Annotated in this window: 14 protein-coding genes and 1 riboswitch; of the genes, 11 read left to right on the forward strand and 3 right to left on the reverse strand. The window is 66.4% G+C overall.

Features of this window, described 5'->3' with window-relative positions:
- Nucleotides 1-28 precede the first annotated feature (28 nt).
- On the reverse strand, nt 29-955 hold the full coding sequence (locus KW835_RS24485; protein WP_218387220.1) for a response regulator: 927 nt from the start codon (nt 953-955) through the stop codon (nt 29-31).
- Nucleotides 939-4376 (reverse strand): ATP-binding protein, encoded by a 3438-nt coding sequence (locus KW835_RS24490; protein WP_218387222.1) that lies wholly within the window; start codon nt 4374-4376, stop codon nt 939-941. Before KW835_RS24490 ends, KW835_RS24485 begins: the two co-directional genes overlap by 17 nt.
- 183 nt (nt 4377-4559) lie before the next feature.
- Here KW835_RS24490 and urtA point away from each other — a divergent pair, with 183 nt between their 5' ends.
- The 9 genes from urtA to metH all read left to right on the forward strand — a co-directional run bounded on the left by urtA (nt 4560) and on the right by metH (nt 15550).
- Entirely contained in the window at nt 4560-5828 is a 1269-nt protein-coding gene (urtA, locus tag KW835_RS24495; protein WP_218387224.1) for an urea ABC transporter substrate-binding protein, read from the forward strand.
- A gap of 83 nt (nt 5829-5911) precedes the next feature.
- The gene (gene urtB, locus KW835_RS24500; protein WP_218387226.1) at nt 5912-6826 is read left to right on the forward strand and encodes an urea ABC transporter permease subunit UrtB; all 915 of its coding nucleotides are present in this window, start codon (nt 5912-5914) and stop codon (nt 6824-6826) included.
- Between the two features lie 43 nt (nt 6827-6869).
- Nucleotides 6870-8066 (forward strand): urea ABC transporter permease subunit UrtC, encoded by a 1197-nt coding sequence (gene urtC / locus KW835_RS24505; RefSeq protein WP_218387227.1) that lies wholly within the window; start codon nt 6870-6872, stop codon nt 8064-8066.
- Nucleotides 8067-8097: 31 nt separating this feature from the next.
- Nucleotides 8098-8841: an urea ABC transporter ATP-binding protein UrtD gene (gene urtD / locus KW835_RS24510; RefSeq protein ID WP_218387229.1), complete on the forward strand. Its 744-nt coding sequence runs from the start codon at nt 8098-8100 to the stop codon at nt 8839-8841.
- Nucleotides 8842-8866: 25 nt separating this feature from the next.
- The gene (gene urtE, locus KW835_RS24515) at nt 8867-9556 is read left to right on the forward strand and encodes an urea ABC transporter ATP-binding subunit UrtE (protein WP_218387230.1); all 690 of its coding nucleotides are present in this window, start codon (nt 8867-8869) and stop codon (nt 9554-9556) included.
- Between the two features lie 61 nt (nt 9557-9617).
- On the forward strand, nt 9618-10847 hold the full coding sequence (gene fmdA, locus KW835_RS24520) for a formamidase (RefSeq protein ID WP_218387232.1): 1230 nt from the start codon (nt 9618-9620) through the stop codon (nt 10845-10847).
- A gap of 20 nt (nt 10848-10867) precedes the next feature.
- On the forward strand, nt 10868-11233 hold the full coding sequence (locus KW835_RS24525; protein WP_218387233.1) for a zinc ribbon domain-containing protein: 366 nt from the start codon (nt 10868-10870) through the stop codon (nt 11231-11233).
- A 31-nt stretch (nt 11234-11264) separates the two neighbouring features.
- Nucleotides 11265-12290 (forward strand): aliphatic amidase, encoded by a 1026-nt coding sequence (locus KW835_RS24530; protein ID WP_218387235.1) that lies wholly within the window; start codon nt 11265-11267, stop codon nt 12288-12290.
- A 395-nt stretch (nt 12291-12685) separates the two neighbouring features.
- Nucleotides 12686-12782, forward strand: a riboswitch (S-adenosyl-L-homocysteine riboswitch).
- A 26-nt stretch (nt 12783-12808) separates the two neighbouring features.
- On the forward strand, nt 12809-15550 hold the full coding sequence (gene metH, locus KW835_RS24535; RefSeq protein ID WP_218387241.1) for a methionine synthase: 2742 nt from the start codon (nt 12809-12811) through the stop codon (nt 15548-15550).
- A 169-nt stretch (nt 15551-15719) separates the two neighbouring features.
- Here metH and KW835_RS24540 read toward each other — a convergent pair whose 3' ends face one another.
- Nucleotides 15720-16268 (reverse strand): shikimate kinase, encoded by a 549-nt coding sequence (locus tag KW835_RS24540; protein WP_218387242.1) that lies wholly within the window; start codon nt 16266-16268, stop codon nt 15720-15722.
- A 202-nt stretch (nt 16269-16470) separates the two neighbouring features.
- Between KW835_RS24540 and KW835_RS24545 the strand changes: the two genes are divergently transcribed.
- On the forward strand, nt 16471-17427 hold the full coding sequence (locus tag KW835_RS24545) for a YihY/virulence factor BrkB family protein (RefSeq protein WP_218387244.1): 957 nt from the start codon (nt 16471-16473) through the stop codon (nt 17425-17427).
- A 119-nt stretch (nt 17428-17546) separates the two neighbouring features.
- Nucleotides 17547-18350: a glycine zipper 2TM domain-containing protein gene (locus tag KW835_RS24550; protein ID WP_218387246.1), complete on the forward strand. Its 804-nt coding sequence runs from the start codon at nt 17547-17549 to the stop codon at nt 18348-18350.

Raw genomic sequence — 18350 nt, forward strand, 5'->3', positions numbered from 1 at the left:
CCTCCGCCGTCCCCGGGGCGGCGCCCCATCAGCCTTGCAGCAATCGCCCGGCGATGGCCGCCGCCGCCGTGCGCGTCTCCACCCCCAGCTTCTCGAAGATGTGCTCCAGGTGCTTGTTCACCGTGCGCGGGCTCATGCCGAGGATGTCGGCGATGTCGCGGTTGGTCTTGCCCTTGGTGAGCCACGAGAGCACCTCGGTCTCGCGCGGAGTCAGCGCCACCTGCTGCAGGTGGCGCGGTGCCGCGGCCTCGGGCTGCGCGTGGCTGAGCAGCAGCATGGATTCGGCCAGGCCGCTGGCGCCCATGTGCCGGGCCAGCAGTTGGCGACCATCGGCCAGGGCCAGGGTCTGCTCGCCCTCGCTCTGGGCCTGTACCAACCAGGCGGCGGCCCGTTCTTTGGGTGCTTCGGTTGCGGCGAAGGCATCTTCCAGCCACTGCGTGGCCTGGGGTGAGCGCCAGGCCACACGGCCCTGGCCGTCGAGCACCACCACCCCCAGACCTGCCACGTCCACCGCCTCGCGCGCCAGGCGCGTGGCCTGGGCGTTGCGCACGTGGGTGGCCAGGCGTGCCAGCACCTCGGGGATGCGCAGCGGCTTGACGACATAGTCCACGCCACCGCTGGCAAAGCCTTGCAAAATCTGCGCCGTCTCGGACAGCCCGGTCATGAAGACGATGGGCACGTGCGACCAAGGCGGGGTGGCCTTGAGCTGGCGGCACAGCGCGAAGCCGTCGATGCCAGGCATCACCGCGTCGAGCAGCACGCCGTCGGGCACCACCATGTCGAAGCGCTGCAGTGCCTCCTGGGCATCGCGCGCGGCCAGTACGGCGTAGCCTTCGGCCGCGAGCGCATCGCAAAGCATCCGCAGGGTGTCCAGGGCATCGTCCACCACCAGGATGACGCGCTGGCCGGGCGCGCCGGAGCTGGCCGGTGCAGTGGAATCAAAGGGGCTGTTCATGGTCAGGTTCGCGAAGGTGGCGGGCCAGGGCCTCGAAGTCGAAACGGTCTGCGCAGGCCTGCAGCACGTCCAGTGCCACGGCATGGGCCGGCAACTCGACCCGCGCCTGGCGCAGCAACTCGCGCACGGCACTGGCCTGGCCCTGGCGCGCCAGACGGGTCAGGTCATCGCGCAGCGCCTGGGGCAGGCTGGCCGGCGCGGGCGCGTCGATCACTGCATGGTCTGCGCCGGCAGGCAGCGACTGCGGTGTGTTGTCGTGCACCCATTCGAGCTGCAATGCGAGCTGCAGTGCGCACAGCAGCTCCGACTCGATCACCGGCTTGCCCACGAAGCCCTGCACCTGCGCGGAGGTCAGGCGCCCCGGCTCGTGGTCGAACTGGTTGGCTGAGACGAAGACGATGGGCAGCGAAGCTGCAGGGAGCAGGGAGCGCAGCAGGGTGGCGGTCTGCCAGCCGTCCAGGTCGTCCATGGAGATGTCGAGCAGCACCAGGTCGGGCGGGGTCTGGCGCACGATCTCCACGCATTCGCGTCCGCTGGCCGCTTCGTGCACGATGAAGCCCAGCGGCACCAGCAGGCCGGCCAGCAACTGGCGCTGCAGCGGCTGGTCGTCCACCACCAGCAGCGTGCGCCGCGGGCCGATGTGGCCGATCACCGGGCGCAAGGCCACCAGGTGCGCGGGCCGCCAGGCCGGGTCGGGTGAGATGCCGGGCAGATACAGTCGCACGGTGAAGGTGCTTCCTTGTCCCGGCGTGCTGGCCACCGTGAGTTCGCCGCCCATGAGCTGGGTGAGCAGGTGCGTGATGGTCAGGCCCAGACCGGTGCCGGCCTCGCGGGCGCGGCGACCGGCGCTGCCGCGCTCAAAGGGCAGGAAGATGCGCTCGCGGTCCTGGGGCTCGATGCCGATGCCGGTGTCCATGACCTCGATGCGCGAGACATGGGGGCGAAAATCCATGCGCAGCCGTACTTCGCCGCGCTCGGTGAAGCGCACGGCGTTGGACAGCAGGTTGATGAGGATCTGCCGTAGGCGCTTGGCATCCGCGCGTATCCAGCCGGGCATGCTGCCTTCGGTCTGCACCACGAAGCGCAGGCCCTTGGCCTCGGCCTGCGGCCGCAGCATGCCCTCGACGTTCTGCACCAGCTCGGGCAGGGGCAGGGGAGCCAGGTCCAGGCGCAGACGGCCGGCCTCGATGCGCGCCAGCTCCAGCGAACCGTCGATCAACGCGTGCATGTGCTGGCCGCTGTGCTGGATGGTGGACAGGCTCTCGCGCAGCCATCCCTCGGTCTGCGGGTTCTTGAGCAGTATCTGTGTGTACCCGAGGATGCTGTTGAGCGGTGAGCGCAGTTCGTGCGTCATGCCGGCCACGTAGCGCGTCTTGGCCAGACTGGCCGATTCGGCCTGGTCCTTGGCGGCCTGCAACTCGGCGTCGGTGCGCTTGTGCGCCTCGATTTCCTGGAGCAGGAGCTGTGTCTGGCGTTCCGATTCGTCCTGCGCCATGCGCCGGCTGTCCGTACTCAGCACCACCCACCAGGCGCACACGGCGGCCAAAAGCGAAAGCAGCGCGAAAACCTTGAAAAAGGGCATGCGCAAAAACTGCGCCGGAGTCTCCAGGCTCTCCTGCACGTAGACCACGCCGAGCAGAAAGGCCATCACCGCGCACAGCACCACGGTGACCATCAGGTACTGGCCCACGCGGAAGTTGACCTTGGCAGCCCAGTGGCGCGGCAGCAGCAATGCGGCGACGGCGCGCAACTGGTCGGTAGCGCGCGAGCCGGTCTTGCAGCGGTCGTGGCAGCGCGATTCAAGCGAGCAGCACAGCGAGCAGATCGCCGCGCCATAGGCCGGGCAGCGCGCCATGTCCTCGGCTTCGAACTGGTTCTCGCACACCGTGCAGCGCACCGCCTCGCCGGGCTGCCAGGTGGTGTCGGGCTGGCGCGCCAGGTAGTAGCGGCCCTTGGTGGCCCAGGCCAACAGTGGGGCCAGCGCCATCGACAGCACCAGCGCGATGAAGGGCGAGAAAGCAGCCGCCATTTCCCCCAGCATGCCGGCATAGGCGCAGCAGGCCGCCGTGGCCGCCAGCACCATGGAGCCCAGCCCCACAGGGTTGAAGTCGAACAGGTGGGCGCGTCGGAATTCGATGCCCGGCGGCGATAGCCCGAGCGGCTTGTTGATCACCAGGTCGGCCACCAGCGCGCCCACCCAGGCGATGGCCACGTTGCTGTAGACCGCGAGCACCTTCTCCAGCGCGCCGAAGACCCCGAGTGTCATGAGCAGCGTGGCGATGCCCACGTTGAATACCAGCCAGACCACACGCCCAGGGTGGCTGCGCGTGATGCGCGCGAAGAAGTTGGACCAGGCGAGCGACCCCGCATAGGCATTGGTGAGGTTGATCTTGATCTGCGAGACGACCACGAAGAGCACGGTGACCGCCACGGCCATGCCCGGAAGGCCCAGCGCCTGCATGACCTGGTGGAAGCCGGCAAGAAACATCTGCGTGGGCTCCGCCGCCCGGTGGGCGCCTACCTCGAACTGCAGTGCCGCGAAGGCGAGGAAGGCGCCGCCCGCCATCTTCAGCATGCCCATCACAATCCAACCCGGGCCAGCCACCAGCACCGCGCCCCACCAGCGCCAGCGATTGGCGGCCGTGCGCTCGGGCAGGAAGCGCAGGAAGTCCACCTGCTCGCCGATCTGCACCACCAGCGAGAAGATCACCGTGCCGGCCACGCCGAACATCAGCAGGTTGAACTGGCTGCTGCCGCTCTTGAGGCCGGACAGCCCTGCGAAGTCGCGGTACAGCTGCGGCTGCGTGAGCGCGATCCACACGAAGGGCAACAGCAGCAGGAATAGCCAAAGTGGCTGCGTCCAGGCCTGCAGGCGCGAGATCAGCGTGATGCCGCGCATGGCCATGGGCAGGATCACCAGGGATGAGAGCACATAGCACCACTGCAGCGGCCAGTCCACCACCATCTGCAGCGCCAGCGCCATGATGGCCGCCTCCAGTGCGAAGAAGATGAAGGTGAAAACCGCGTAAATCAGCGAGGTGATGGTCGAGCCCAGGTAGCCAAAGCCTGCCCCGCGGGTGAGCAGATCCATGTCCAGCCCGTAGCGCGCGGCGTAGTACGCGATGGGCAGCCCCGTCAGGAAGATCAGCACCCCCACCGCAAGGATGGCCCACATCGCGTTGGAAAAGCCGTAGTTGAGCGCGACGGCGCCGCCGATGGCCTCCAGCGCCAGGAAGGACAGCGAGCCGAAGGCGGTGTTGGCCACGCGGAATTCGCTCCAGCGGCGAAAGCTCTTCGGGGTGTAGCGCAGCGCGTAGTCCTCCGTGGTCTCGTCGGCGACCCAGGCGTTGTACTCGCGCCGGAAGCGAAAGATCGTCTGCGGTGCAGGCTGCGCGGCGCTGGACGGGGTGGTGGAGGGCATGCACGGGCACATGCAAGAAACGTTCTAGCCGTACGACCGCTTGCGCAATGGGTGTACGCACCACCTACGTTAATTGACGTATGGGCGCAAACCAGGGTTCTCCCTAATCTTGGCACCAGCGCGGCACACAAGGAATGCCGTCCTGAACCACCCCCCCTGTCTGTTGCAAGGAGCGCACGCACCATGAAGCACCTCACCGATCCGCATGCCCTGGGCATCAACCCCTCCACGGACGCCGGCCGGCGCCGACTGCTGCAGGCCATGGGCGCCGCGTCCCTGGCCGGCCTGCCTGCCTGGTCACTCGCCCAGCCCACGGCCCAGGTCAACACCACCAAGCTGGCGGTGACGGACACCGAAGTCACCGTGGGCCAGCTGCATTCGGCCACCGGCACCATGGCGATCTCCGAGACCGGCTCCATCCAGGCCGAGCAACTCGCCATCGACCAGATCAACGCCATGGGCGGCGTGCTGGGCCGCAAGATCAAGGTCATCAAGGAAGACGGCGCCTCCGACTGGCCCACCTTCGCCGAGAAATCCAAGAAGCTGCTCATCAACGACCACTGCGCCGCGGTGTTCGGCTGTTGGACCAGCGCCTCGCGCAAGGCCGTGCTGCCGGTGTTCGAAAAAGAGAACGGACTGCTGTATTACCCGACTTTCTACGAAGGACTGGAGCAGTCCAAGAACGTGATCTACACCGGCCAGGAGGCCACGCAGCAGATCCTGTACAGCCTGGACTGGGCCAAGACCGAGAAAAAGGCCAAGACCTTCTTCCTGATCGGGTCGGACTACATCTGGCCGCGCACATCGATGAAGATCGCTCGCAAGCATGTGGAGAACTTCCAGAAAGGAAAGATCGTCGGCGAGGAGTACTACCCGCTGGGCAGCACCAACTTCGGCTCGCTGATGAACAAGATCAAGGTGCAAAAGCCCGACTGCCTGTTCGTCGCCGTGGTCGGGGGCTCCAACGTGGCCTTCTACAAGGCGCTCAAGGCCGCCGGCATCACGGGCGACAAGCAGCTCCTGGTCACGCTGTCGGTCACCGAGGATGAGATGACCGGCGTGGGCGGCGAGAACTTCGCGGGCTTCTTCTCGTCGATGAAGTACTTCCAGTCGCTGGACAACGAGAACAACAAGAAGTTCGTGGCCGCCTTCAAGGCCAAGTACGGCAAGGACGCCGTGATCGGCGACGTGACCCAGGCCGGCTACCTGGGCCCCTGGCTGTGGAAGGCCGCAGTCGAGAAGGCCAAGAGTTTCGACGTGGACAAGGTGGTGGCCGCCTCGCCGGGCATCGAGCTCAAGACAGCGCCCGAGGGCTACGTCAAGCTCGACGCCAACCACCACCTGTGGAGCAAGTCGCGCATCGCCATGGGCATGCCCGATGCGAGCTTCAAGGTCGTTTCCGAATCACCCGAACTCATCAAGCCCGACCCGTTCCCCAAGGGTTACCAGTAAGTCCTTCACGCTGCGGCGTCCGGCCACCAGGCCGGGCCGCTGCATGCCCGCCCCTTTCCTCGATCCCACGGAGCCTGGCACCCATGACCTTTTCCGAAATGCTCAACATCGGCCTCATGCAGGGCTTCGCGGGCCTGAGCCTGTTCGCCGTGCTGCTGCTCATGGGCCTGGGGCTGGCCATCATCTTCGGGCAGATGGGCGTGATCAACATGGCGCATGGCGAGTTCATGACCATCGGCGCCTACACCATCTACCTGGGCTCCACGCTCGCGGCCACGCATGCGCCCGGGTTCATGGCCTACTACTTCCCGCTGGCCATCGTGGCGGCCTTCGGCATCGCCTTCGCTGCGGGCTGGCTGGTGGAGTGGGGGCTGATCCGCCACCTCTACAAGCGCCCGCTCGATACGCTTTTGGCCACCTGGGGCATCAGCCTGGCGCTGCAGCAGTGCTTTCGCACCTTCATCGGCCCCAAGGAGGTCAGCCCCACCTTGCCCGACTGGCTGCTGGGCTCCTGGACGCCTGTGGAGGGCCTCGACATCCCCATCAACGGCATGTTCGTGCTGGGGCTCACGGTGGTGGTGACGGGTGGCGTGCTGCTGGCCCTGCACAGGAGCCGCTGGGGCCTGCGCGTGCGCGCCACGGTGAGCAACCGCGTGATGGCCAACGCCACCGGCATCGACACCAAGAAGACCGACCGCCTGACCTTTGCCATCGGCTGCGGTATTGCCGGCGTGGCGGGCGCGGCCTTCACCACCATCGGCTCCACGGGGCCCACCTCGGGCTCGCTCTACATCGTGGATGCCTTCCTGGTCGTCACCTTCGGCGGTGCGGCCAGCCTGCTGGGCACGGTGGTCTCGGCCTTCGGCATCGCGCAGACCCAGTCCATCACCGAATTCTTCCTGGCCGGCTCCATGGCCAAGGTGATCACGCTGTCGCTGATCGTTCTGATCCTGATGGTGCGGCCACAGGGCCTGTTCGCCTCCAAGGTGCGCCGCTGAGCGTGCGTCGCTTCCACCCTCCCGAGTTCACCGGAGTCCTTTCATGAATGCCCTCAAAGCCTGGATCCAGCGCTATCAGCTCGCCAGCCTGGTGTTGCTCACCGTGCTGCTGGCCGTGGTGCTGCCGCTCTCGCTCGACATCTTCCGACTGAACCTGGTGGGCAAGTACCTCACCTACGCCTTCGTGGCCATCGGCCTGGTGATGGTCTGGGGCTATGGCGGCGTGCTCAGCCTGGGGCAGGGCGTGTTCTTCGGCCTGGGCGGCTACGCCATGGCCATGTTCCTCAAGCTCGAGGCCTCGGACCCCATCAGCACCAAGATCCAGTCCACCCCCGGCATTCCCGACTTCATGGACTGGAACCAGATCACCGAGCTGCCCGCGTTCTGGGTGCCGTTCAAGAGTCTGCCGTTCGCGCTGGCGGCCGTGATCGTGGTGCCCACGCTGCTGGCCTGGATCGTGAGCTTCGCCATGTTCAAGCGCCGTGTGGGGGGCGTGTACTTCGCCATCATCACCCAGGCTGTGGCGCTGATCTGCACGGTGCTCATCATCGGCCAGCAGGGCTACACGGGTGGCGTGAACGGCATGACCGACCTCAAGACCCTGTGGGGCTGGGACACGCGCACCGACAGCGCCAAATACATCCTGTACTACGTGTGCGTGGCACTGTTGGTGCTGGCCATCGTGCTGTGCCGCTTCGTGCAGACCAGCAAGCTCGGCACCCTGCTCCTGGCCATGCGCGACAAGGAAGACCGCGTGCGCTTTTCGGGCTACGACGTGGCCAACTTCAAGGTCTTCACCTTCTGCCTGGCGGCCGCGCTCTCAGGCATCGGCGGCGCGCTGTTCACGCTGCAGGTGGGCTTCATGTCGCCGAGCTTCGTGGGCATCGTGCCGTCCATCGAGATGGTGATCTACGCCGCTATCGGCGGGCGCATGAGCCTGGTGGGCGCCGTGTACGGAGCGCTGCTGGTCAATGCCGGCAAGACCTACTTCTCCGAGAGCTTTCCCGACCTGTGGCTGTTCCTGATGGCGGGCCTGTTCATCGGCGTGACCATGGCCTTCCCCATGGGCCTGGCGGGCCTGTGGGAAAGCCATGTCGTGCCCTGGTGGAAGGGACGCCGCGAGGCGCTGCGCCAGGCTGCTGTGCGTGCGCCTGCACCGCCCCCGAGCCGCCCTGCAGTCGCCGAAGCGCAGGCACCTGCCCCCAGCCTGCCCGAAGGCACCAGCAGCCAGCGCGCCTGAGTGATCGCACTGCACACCTGGAGCACACCCCATGAGCAACACCGACTTCGCCCTGGCCGTGGAAGACCTCACGGTCTCGTTCGATGGCTTCAAGGCCATCGACGCCCTCACGCTGTACGTGGACAAGAACGAGCTGCGCGTGATCATCGGCCCCAACGGCGCGGGCAAGACCACGCTGCTGGACCTGATCTGCGGCAAGACGCGCGCCACCGGCGGCAGCATCAAGTTCAGGAACGAGGAGCTCACGCGCATGGCCGAGCACAAGCGCGTGCGGCTGGGGATAGGCCGCAAGTTCCAGACGCCTTCGATCTACGAGAACCTCTCGGTGTTCCAGAACCTCGAAGTCTCCTACCCCTCGGGCCGCACCGTGTTCGGTGCACTGGCCTTTCGCTGCACCGATGCGGTGAAAGAGCGCGTGCAGGCCGTGGCCGACGACATCGGCCTGGGCGACAAGCTCGCCACGGAGGCCGGTCTGCTCTCGCACGGCCAGAAGCAGTGGCTGGAGATCGGCATGCTGCTGATGCAGGAGCCCGAGCTCCTGATGCTCGACGAGCCCATCGCCGGCATGAGCGCGCGCGAGCGCGAGCTCACGGCCGAGTTGCTGCAACGCATCTGCAAGAACCGCGCGGTGATCGTGATCGAGCACGACATGGATTTCGTCAAGCGCATCGCGCACAAGGTCACCGTGATGCACCAGGGAAAGATCCTGGCCGAGGGTTCGATGGACAAGGTCCAGAACGACCCCAAGGTGATCGACGTCTACCTCGGCCATTGAACGCCATCCGCACAGGAGCACCCGCATGTTGGAAGTCAAGGACCTGTTCGTGGCCTACGGCCAGAGCGAAGCGCTGCACGGCATCTCCTTCGAGGGCCGCGCCAACGAGACCGTGGCCATCATGGGCCGCAACGGCATGGGCAAGACCACGCTGTTCAAGAGCCTGATGGGTGTGATGCCCGTCAAGAGCGGCAGCATCACCGTGGCAGGCCAGGAGGTGACGAAGGACGAGAGCTTTCGCCGCGTGGCCAAGGGCATTGCCTATGTGCCCCAGGGCCGCATGATCTTTCCGACCCTGACGGTGGAAGAGAACATCCAGACCGGCCTGGAGAACTCGAAGACGCGCGAGATACCCGAAGAGATCTATGCGCTGTTCCCCGTCCTCTGGGACATGCGCCGGCGCAAGGGCGGCAACCTCTCGGGCGGGCAGCAGCAGCAGCTGGCCATCGCCCGTGCGCTGGTGACCGACCCCAAGGTGCTGCTGCTCGACGAGCCCACCGAGGGCATACAGCCTTCAATCATCAAGGACATCGCCCGCGCGCTCAACGAGATCCGCAAGCTGCGCAAGATCACCATCGTGGTGAGCGAGCAGGTGCTCTCGTTCGCCATGGACGTGGCCGACCGCCTGTTCGTCATCGAAGGCGGCCGCCTGGTGCACGAGACCGCGCGCGCCGACACCGACCAGCAGCGCATCAAGGCCTATCTCTCCGTTTGACCACGCCGGTCAGCCCACTTTTCGTCCCTCCCAAAGCCATCCATCCAAGGAGCAATACACCATGGCCGATACCCTGATCAAGGTGGACCTCAAGCAGTCGCCGTACGACAACCCCCAGGTGCACAACCGCTGGCACCCGGACATTCCCATGGCCGTGTGGGTGGAGCCCGGGGCGGAGTTCAAGCTGGAGACCTACGACTGGACCGGAGGCGCCATCCAAAACAACGACAGCGCCGACGACGTGCGCGACGTGGATCTGTCCACCGTGCACTTCCTGTCGGGGCCGGTGGGTGTCAAGGGCGCCGAGCCCGGCGACCTGCTGGTGGTGGACCTGCTCGATATCGGCGCGCGCGACGACAGCCTGTGGGGCTTCAACGGCTTCTTCTCGAAGAAGAACGGTGGCGGCTTCCTGACCGAGCACTACCCGCTGGCGCAGAAGTCCATCTGGGACTTCCACGGAATGTTCACCAGCAGCCGCCACATCCCGGGCGTGAACTTCGCGGGGCTGATCCACCCGGGCCTGATCGGCTGCCTGCCCGACCAGAAGATGCTCGACGCGTGGAATGCGCGCGAGGCCGAGCTGATCGCCACCGACCCGCACCGCATCCCCGGGCTGGCCAACCCGCCCAACGCCACCACGGCCCACATGGGCACGCTGCAGGGCGAGGCCAGGGCCAAGGCGGCCGCCGAGGGGGCGCGCACCGTGCCGCCTCGCGAGCACGGCGGCAATTGCGACATCAAGGACCTCTCGCGCGGCTCCAAGGTCTACTTCCCGGTGTACGTGGAAGGCGCAGGCCTGTCGGTGGGCGACCTGCACTTCAGCCAGGGCGATGGTGAGATCACCTTCTGCGGTGCCATCGAGATGGCCGGCTGGGTGCACATGAAGGTCAGCCTGATCAAGGGCGGCATGGCCAAATACGGCATCAAGAACCCGATCTTCAAGCCCAGCCCCATCACGCCCAACTACAAGGACTACCTGATCTTCGAGGGGATCTCGGTTGACGAATCGGGTCAGCAGCACTACCTGGATGTGACAGTGGCCTACCGCCAGGCCTGCCTGAACGCCATCGAGTACCTCAAGAAGTTCGGCTACAGCGGCGCACAGGCCTATTCCATCCTTGGCACTGCCCCGGTGCAGGGTCACATCAGCGGCGTGGTCGACGTGCCCAATGCCTGCGCCACGCTGTGGCTGCCCACCGAGATCTTCGACTTCGACATCAACCCCACGGCCGCTGGCCCGGTCAAGGTGCTCGACGGCAGTGTGGACATGCCGATCTCGCAGGACAAGTAACCGGCCAGCCAAGGACCACCATGCCTACCTACGACTACGACTGCACGGGCTGCGGCCCCTTTGATGCGCTGCGCAGCGTGGCGGCGCGCAACGAACCCTGCGCCTGCCCGGGCTGTGGCGCACCTTCCGCACGCGTGTTTGCGCATGCGCCGCACCTGGCCTGCGTGAGCCCGGAGCAGCGCAGGGCGCACGACACCAACGAGCGTGCCCGGCACGCACCTCGCTCATCACGCGATGGTGATGCAGGCAGCTATGGGCGGCTGCGCCACCCTTCGGGGTGCGGTTGCTGCAGCGGCAACGGCAGCGGCAAGCGCGGCTCTACCGTGACGGCACCCGACGGCGCAAAAACCTTTCCATCCAAGCGCCCCTGGATGATCAGCCACTAGCTGGTCCCACGACTCCCAAGGAGAACACGCCATGATCCACGGCGATATTTCAAGCAGCAAGGACACCGTGGGCGTCGCGGTCGTCAACTACAAGATGCCGCGACTGCACAGCAAGGCCGACGTGCTGGACAACGCGCGCAAGATCGCCGACATGCTGGTGGGCATGAAGACCGGCCTGCTAGGCATGGACCTGGTGGTCTTCCCCGAGTACAGCACCCACGGCATCATGTACGACCGCCAGGAGATGATGGACACGGCCACCATCATCCCCGGAGAGGAGACGGCGATCTTCGCCGCCGCCTGCCGCAAGGCCAAGGTCTGGGGCGTGTTCTCGCTCACAGGCGAGCGCCACGAGGAGCATCCGCACAAGATGCCCTACAACACGCTGATCTTGATGAACGACCACGGAGAGATCGTGCAGAAGTACCGCAAGATCATGCCCTGGACGCCCATCGAGGGCTGGTACCCGGGCGACCAGACCTTCGTGAGCGAGGGCCCCAAGGGCCTCAAGATCAGCCTCATCATCTGCGACGACGGCAACTACCCCGAGATCTGGCGCGATTGCGCGATGAAGGGCGCCGAGCTCATCGTGCGTTGCCAGGGCTACATGTACCCTGCCAAGGAGCAGCAGATCCTCATCAGCAAGGCCATGGCCTTTGCCAACAACACCTACGTGGCGGTGGCCAATGCGGCCGGGTTCGATGGCGTGTACAGCTACTTCGGCCACTCGGCGTTGATCGGTTTCGATGGCCGAACTCTGGGCGAGTGCGGCGAGGAGGAATATGGCGTGCAGTACGCGGCGCTGTCCACCAGTCTGATCCGTGACTTCCGCGCGAACGGCCAGTCCGAGAATCATCTGTTCAAGCTGCTGCACCGCGGCTACACCGGCGTGATCAATTCCGGAGAGGGCGACAAGGGCGTAGCCGCCTGCCCTTATGGCTTCTACCACCGATGGGTGACCGACCCCGAAGGCACGCGTGCTGCGGTGCAGGCGCTCACTCGCACGACGGTGGGCACAGCCGAATGCCCCATCGAGGGAATTCCCCACGGCGGGTGACGCACCGTTTCAGCGCGGGCCGGCCAGTTGCCGGTGGTGGATGCACGTGCTGGCGTGCGCATCACCTTCCACGGCGTGGGCTTGCGGGCCCGCTCCGTTTCGGTCTTTCTGGCCAGCTCCCTTGCCTTCGCTCCGTCCCCGGAGCATCGCACGGGCTGGGCGCAGCTGCAGGGGCGGCGCGACGTCGCAGCCGGGCGCGCAACCTGAGCGTCGAAAGCGGTTCGGCAGGTCCACCGCTCGCCTGGACCTGTCGGGTGCTGTGGCGACAGGTGCGTACAGATGGGTCAAGGTACGTCAAGGTGCGTCAAGGTGCGTCAAGGTGCGTGGCCATCAGCGGCGTGCGGGGTTGCGGAGGGAACGTTCCTGCGAATCTCGCCAGTTCGGTAAAATCAAGCTCCCCCGAGGAGCGTTGCAGCGGACCCCCTTGCCCAGGCTTCGGGCAGGCATCCGTCAGGCTCGGGGTCGACCAACCCGCAACGACGCTCACCTGTTACCGATACCCCTTGCAGGTGAGCCTGATGTCCGCCCATTCTTCCATTCCCCCGCTGAAACTGTCCGGCCTGGAGCCCGTCTCCATTGGCGAGGGCACGCTGTTCGTCAACATCGGCGAGCGCACCAACGTCACCGGCTCCAAGGCGTTCGCGCGCATGATCCTGAACGGCCAGTACGAAGAGGCCCTGGCGGTGGCGCGCCAGCAGGTGGAAAACGGGGCGCAGGTCATCGACATCAACATGGACGAGGCCATGCTCGACAGCAAGGCGGCCATGGTGCGCTTTCTGCAGCTCATCGCGTCCGAGCCCGACATCGCCCGCGTGCCCATCATGGTGGACAGCTCCAAGTGGGACGTGATCGAGGCCGGCCTGCGCTGCATCCAGGGCAAGGGCATCGTCAACTCCATCTCCATGAAGGAGGGGGTGGACAAGTTCAAGCACGAGGCGCGCCTGGTCAAGCGCTACGGCGCTGCCGCCGTGGTGATGGCGTTTGACGAGGTGGGCCAGGCCGACACCTACGCCCGCAAGATCGAGATCTGCGAACGCGCCTACCGCGTGCTGGTCGATGAGGTGGGCTTCCCGCCCGAAGACATCATCTTCGACCCCAACATCTTCGCGGTGGCCACCGGCATCGAGGAGCACAACAACTACGCGGTCGACTTCATCGAGGCCGTGCGCTGGATCAAGCAGAACCTGCCCGGCGCCAAGGTCTCGGGCGGCGTGTCCAACGTGAGCTTCAGCTTCCGCGGCAACGACCCCGTGCGCGAGGCCATCCACACCGTGTTCCTGTACCACGCCATCCAGGCGGGCATGGACATGGGCATCGTCAACGCCGGCATGGTCGGCGTGTACGACGACCTGGAGCCCATGCTGCGCGAGCGCGTCGAGGACGTGGTGCTCAACCGCCGGCCTGACGCCGGCGAGCGCCTGGTGGAAGTGGCCGAGACGGCCAAGAGCGGCGCCAAGGACGAGAGCAAGAAGCTCGAATGGCGTGGCACGCCCGAAGCCCCGCGCACCGTGGGCGAGCGCCTGTCGCACGCGCTGGTGCATGGCATCACCGACTTCATCGTGGAAGACACCGAAGAGGCCTACCAGGCCATCCTGGCCAAGGGCGGGCGCCCGCTGCACGTGATCGAAGGCCCGCTCATGGACGGCATGAACGTGGTGGGCGACCTGTTCGGTGCGGGCAAGATGTTCCTGCCCCAGGTGGTCAAGAGTGCGCGCGTGATGAAGTCCGCAGTGGCCCACCTGATCCCCTACATCGAGGAAGAAAAGCGCCAGGACGAACTGGCCGGGCGCGACGTGCGCAGCAAGGGCAAGATCATCATCGCCACCGTCAAGGGTGACGTGCACGACATCGGCAAGAACATCGTCACCGTCGTGCTCCAGTGCAACAACTTCGAGGTGGTGAACATGGGCGTGATGGTGCCCTGCCACGAGATCCTGGCGCGCGCCAAGGTCGAGGGGGCCGACATCGTGGGCCTGTCGGGCCTGATCACGCCCAGCCTCGAAGAGATGCAGTACGTGGCCGGCGAGATGCAGAAGGACGACCACTTCCGCATCAAGAAGATCCCGCTGCTCATCGGCGGCGCCACCACCAGCCGCGTGCATACCGCCGTCAAGATTGCCCCGCACTACGAAGGCCCCGTGGTCTACGTGCCCGACGCCTCGCGAAGCGTGAGCGTGGCGCAGAGCCTGCTGGGCGACGGCGTGGACAGCTACGTGCAGGAGCTCAACGCCGACTACGACAAGGTGCGCACCCAGCACGCCAACAAGAAGCAGACCCCGCTGTGGCCGCTGGCCAAGATCCGCGCCAACAAGACTTCAATGGACTGGGCTGCTTTCAAGCCCACAGTGCCCCGCGCGCTGGGCCGCCGCGTGTTCAAGAACTTCGATCTGGCCGAGCTGGCCCGCTACATCGACTGGGGCCCGTTCTTCCAGACCTGGGACCTGGCCGGCCCGTACCCCGCCATCCTGACCGACGAAGTGGTGGGCGTGGAGGCCACGCGGGTGTTCGCCGACGGCCAGGCCATGCTCAGGAAGATCATCGAAGGCCGGTGGCTCACCGCCAGTGGCGTGATGGCGCTGCTGCCCGCCAACAGCGTGAACGACGACGACATCGAGTTCTACACCGACGAGACCCGCACCCAGGTGGCCATGACCTGGTACGGCCTGCGCCAGCAGGCCGAGAAGCACACCATCGACGGCGTGACGCGCCCGAGCCGATGCCTGGCGGACTTCGTCGCGCCCAAGAGCAGCGGCATCGCCGACTACGCCGGCCTGTTCGCCGTGACGGCGGGCCTCGGGATCGAGAAGAAGGAAAAGGCCTTCATCGACGCGCTGGACGACTACTCCGCCATCATGTTCAAGAGCCTGGCCGACCGCCTGGCCGAGGCCTTTGCCGAGTGCCTGCACCAGCGCGTGCGCACTGACCTGTGGGGCTATGCGGCGGGCGAGCAATTGAGCAACGACGAGATGATCGCCGAGAAGTACGCCGGCATCCGGCCCGCACCCGGCTACCCCGCCTGCCCTGACCACAGCGCCAAGACGGAGCTGTTTCGCGTGCTGCAGTGCGAGGAAGTGGGAATGACGCTGACGGAAAGCCTGGCCATGATGCCGGCCGCCAGCGTGAGCGGCTTCTACCTGGGCCACCCCGAGAGCGCGTACTTCAACGTCGGCAAGATCGGCGAAGACCAGCTGCACGACATGGCGCAAAGGCGGGGCATGGATGAAAAGGCCCTGGAACGGCTACTGGCCCCGAACCTGTGATGCTATGAGTTAGATAGCACTCAGCGCTTTCTGAAAGGGCGCCAGGGCCATATTCAGCCAAAATAACGAAAGCCCCGCATGCGGGGCTTTCCTTGAGCTGCGGTGCACGGGCTATGGGCACGCACAGCAACCGGAGCCGGTGCTGCCGCGCATGCAGGCTGCACCGGCCTCACTCCGTCGCGGCGCTGCCCGTTGGCGCATGGCCTGCCATCTCCAGCTGCATCATGATCATGTTGACCAGGGTGTGCACCGTGGGGCGCCCGGTTTCGATGATGTAGTGCGCGGTCTCGCGGTAGAGCCCGTCGCGCTGGGCGTAGAGGTCGCGCAGCTTGTCCAGCGGGTTGCCGCCTTGCAGCAGGGGGCGCGTGCGGTCGTGCTTCACGCGCTTGAAGATTTCTTCGGGTGAAGCGCGCAGGTAGACCACCGGGCCGAAGGTGCGCAGCACGTCGCGGTTCTGCGGGCGCAGCACGGCCCCGCCGCCGGTGGAAAGCACCATGCCCCCGTCGCCGCTGCACACTTCAGCCAGCACCTCGGACTCCAGGTCGCGAAAGCGCGCCTCGCCCTCGGCCTCGAAGAAGCTGCGGATGGTGGTGCCGATCAGCTGCTCCAGCCGGTGGTCCAGGTCGACGAATGGCACGCCAGCGCGGTGGGCCAGTTGCCGGCCGACGGTGGATTTGCCCGAGCCGGGCATGCCGACCAGTGCACAGCGAATCTGCATAGATGTCCTGTTGTATTGAATGCTGTACCAACTGGGCGCTGAGTGTAAGGGGCACAGCCGCGCCTCAGCACGCTCTGGTGGGCGTGGCGCTGGAGTGGATGCACAGGGCGAAGCAGGGGGGCTGCCGATGTCGGACCCCGCCTACCTGCGGTGCCGCGATTCGCGGGTGGACGCTGGCGGTATCTCGCCATAGGCTTACGGCATGACCGCTCCCCGCCTGCTGCGACGCGCCCTGCGCCTTGTCGAACCCCTGTGGAAGATGGTCGAGCCGTTCTGGCGCGCGACCAACCTGTGGCTGGACGCGGACGGCCTGCGCATGAGCGCCGCGATGTCCTTCTACGGCATGCTGAGCCTGGCCCCGTTGTTGTTGTTGCTGGTGGGCGTGCTGGGTTGGTGGATGGACCGCAGCTATCTGGAGACCAACCTCATCGCGCAGGTGCAGGCAGTCATGGGCCAGCAGGTGGCCGACGTGGTGCGCCAGGCGCTGGCCAGCGCCAAAGAGCCCTCGGAAGGGCGGCTGGCCTCTCTGATCGGGTTCGTGGTGCTGGTGTCCGGCGCCACCGGGGTGTTCGTGGAGCTGCAGTCGGCGCTGGAGCACCTGTGGCGCGGCGGCGCGGCCGGGCAGCAGCGCGCGGCGTGGTGGCGCATGGCCTCGCTGCGGCTGCGGGGGCTTGCGTATGTGCTGGCACTGGGCTTCCTGCTTCTGGTGTCGCTGGTGCTGTCCACCATGATCAACCTGTTTGCGCACTGGGCCAGTGCGCACTGGTCGTCCGCGCCGCTGGCGCCTGCCATGCAGATCCTCAACGAAGTGGTGGCGTTCGGCTTTGCGGTGCTGCTGTTCATGGGGTTGATGCGCATCGGTGGCGGTGCAAGGCCACGCTCGCGCTGCATCCTGGCCGGGGCCGTGGTGGGGGCGACGCTGTTCACCGTGGGCAAGCAGCTGCTGGCCTGGTATCTGTCCACTGCGGCCGTCGTGTCGGCCTACGGGGCTGCGGGCTCGCTGGTGGTGCTGCTCATGTGGATCTACTTCTCGTCTGCCGTGTTGCTGTTCTCTGCCAGCTGCGCGCGTGCTTTCCAGGAGCTGGGCACGGCACCGCCCGAGCCGGGCACGCTTGTCGATCCGGCCAACGCATCGCATACGGAAAGCCAAGGTTTGTAAACAAACAGCTTCTTACGTCCTTTACAGCCCCTATGCCCGGTTTGCTGGCCCTGGCAGGTACTCTGCAGCCACCCTTCCTGCGTTGTGTTGGTACCGCAGGACCTTTCGGAGAAAAAATCATGAGCCTGATCGTTTCATCAACCCCCCGTCATGCAGTAGCGGCCGTGCCCCACGCAGGGATGGCGGGCGCTGGTCCTTCCCTCAAATGGCTGTGGGTCGCCATCGGCGTGCTGGGTGTGAGCGTGGTGGCGCTGGGCACGACCCTGGTGGTGCAAAACAGTGGCAAGTCCGCCGACCAGGCACCGGCATCCCCTGCGGTGGCCGCCATTGCGCAACCGGCGCCGGGCATGCCCACGGTCGAGAGCCTGGCCCCGACCAAGCCGCTGCCGCAAGCCCCGCAGCGCAACGGGTTGGTGGCCCAGGGACCCGGTCATGCGCAGGGCGGCCCCGCCGAGCCGACCGCACAGTACTCGCAGCAGCCCTACCAGCAAACCTTGCGCACTGCCGCACAGGCGCCCGTGTGTGCCACCTGCGGCCGGGTGGAGTCCGTGCAGGCCGTGCAGCAGGCCGCACCGGCCACCGGAGTCGGCGCTGTGGCGGGCGGCGTGTTGGGGGCCGTGGTGGGCAACCAGGTCGGCAAGGGCAATGGCCGCGCTGCCGCCACCGTTCTGGGCGCCGTAGGCGGTGGCTATGTGGGCCACAAGGTCGAGGAGCGCACGCGCACGCAGACGGTCTACCAGATCGCCGTGCGCATGGACGACGGCTCGGTGCGGCGCTTCACCCGCTCGCAACCGCCCGCTGTGGGCACACCCGTGGTATTGCAGGGCAAGGGGTTCCGCGTGGACGACGGCGCCGCCTCGCGCGCAGCCGATCCTTATCCGCGCGCCCAGCCCGGCGCCGTGCGTGTGGCCGACACATACTGA

Source organism: Acidovorax sp. sic0104 (genome assembly GCF_019219095.1).
In the GTDB taxonomy this organism is placed as follows: domain Bacteria; phylum Pseudomonadota; class Gammaproteobacteria; order Burkholderiales; family Burkholderiaceae_C; genus Acidovorax.

Coding starts and splice junctions, on each gene's coding strand:
- KW835_RS24485 (WP_218387220.1), bottom strand. CDS start 955: ATGAACAGCCCCTTTGATTCCACTGCACCGGCCAGCTCCGGCGCGCCC.
- KW835_RS24490 (WP_218387222.1), bottom strand. CDS start 4,376: ATGCCCTCCACCACCCCGTCCAGCGCCGCGCAGCCTGCACCGCAGACG.
- urtA (WP_218387224.1), top strand. CDS start 4,560: ATGAAGCACCTCACCGATCCGCATGCCCTGGGCATCAACCCCTCCACG.
- urtB (WP_218387226.1), top strand. CDS start 5,912: ATGACCTTTTCCGAAATGCTCAACATCGGCCTCATGCAGGGCTTCGCG.
- urtC (WP_218387227.1), top strand. CDS start 6,870: ATGAATGCCCTCAAAGCCTGGATCCAGCGCTATCAGCTCGCCAGCCTG.
- urtD (WP_218387229.1), top strand. CDS start 8,098: ATGAGCAACACCGACTTCGCCCTGGCCGTGGAAGACCTCACGGTCTCG.
- urtE (WP_218387230.1), top strand. CDS start 8,867: ATGTTGGAAGTCAAGGACCTGTTCGTGGCCTACGGCCAGAGCGAAGCG.
- fmdA (WP_218387232.1), top strand. CDS start 9,618: ATGGCCGATACCCTGATCAAGGTGGACCTCAAGCAGTCGCCGTACGAC.
- KW835_RS24525 (WP_218387233.1), top strand. CDS start 10,868: ATGCCTACCTACGACTACGACTGCACGGGCTGCGGCCCCTTTGATGCG.
- KW835_RS24530 (WP_218387235.1), top strand. CDS start 11,265: ATGATCCACGGCGATATTTCAAGCAGCAAGGACACCGTGGGCGTCGCG.
- metH (WP_218387241.1), top strand. CDS start 12,809: ATGTCCGCCCATTCTTCCATTCCCCCGCTGAAACTGTCCGGCCTGGAG.
- KW835_RS24540 (WP_218387242.1), bottom strand. CDS start 16,268: ATGCAGATTCGCTGTGCACTGGTCGGCATGCCCGGCTCGGGCAAATCC.
- KW835_RS24545 (WP_218387244.1), top strand. CDS start 16,471: ATGACCGCTCCCCGCCTGCTGCGACGCGCCCTGCGCCTTGTCGAACCC.
- KW835_RS24550 (WP_218387246.1), top strand. CDS start 17,547: ATGAGCCTGATCGTTTCATCAACCCCCCGTCATGCAGTAGCGGCCGTG.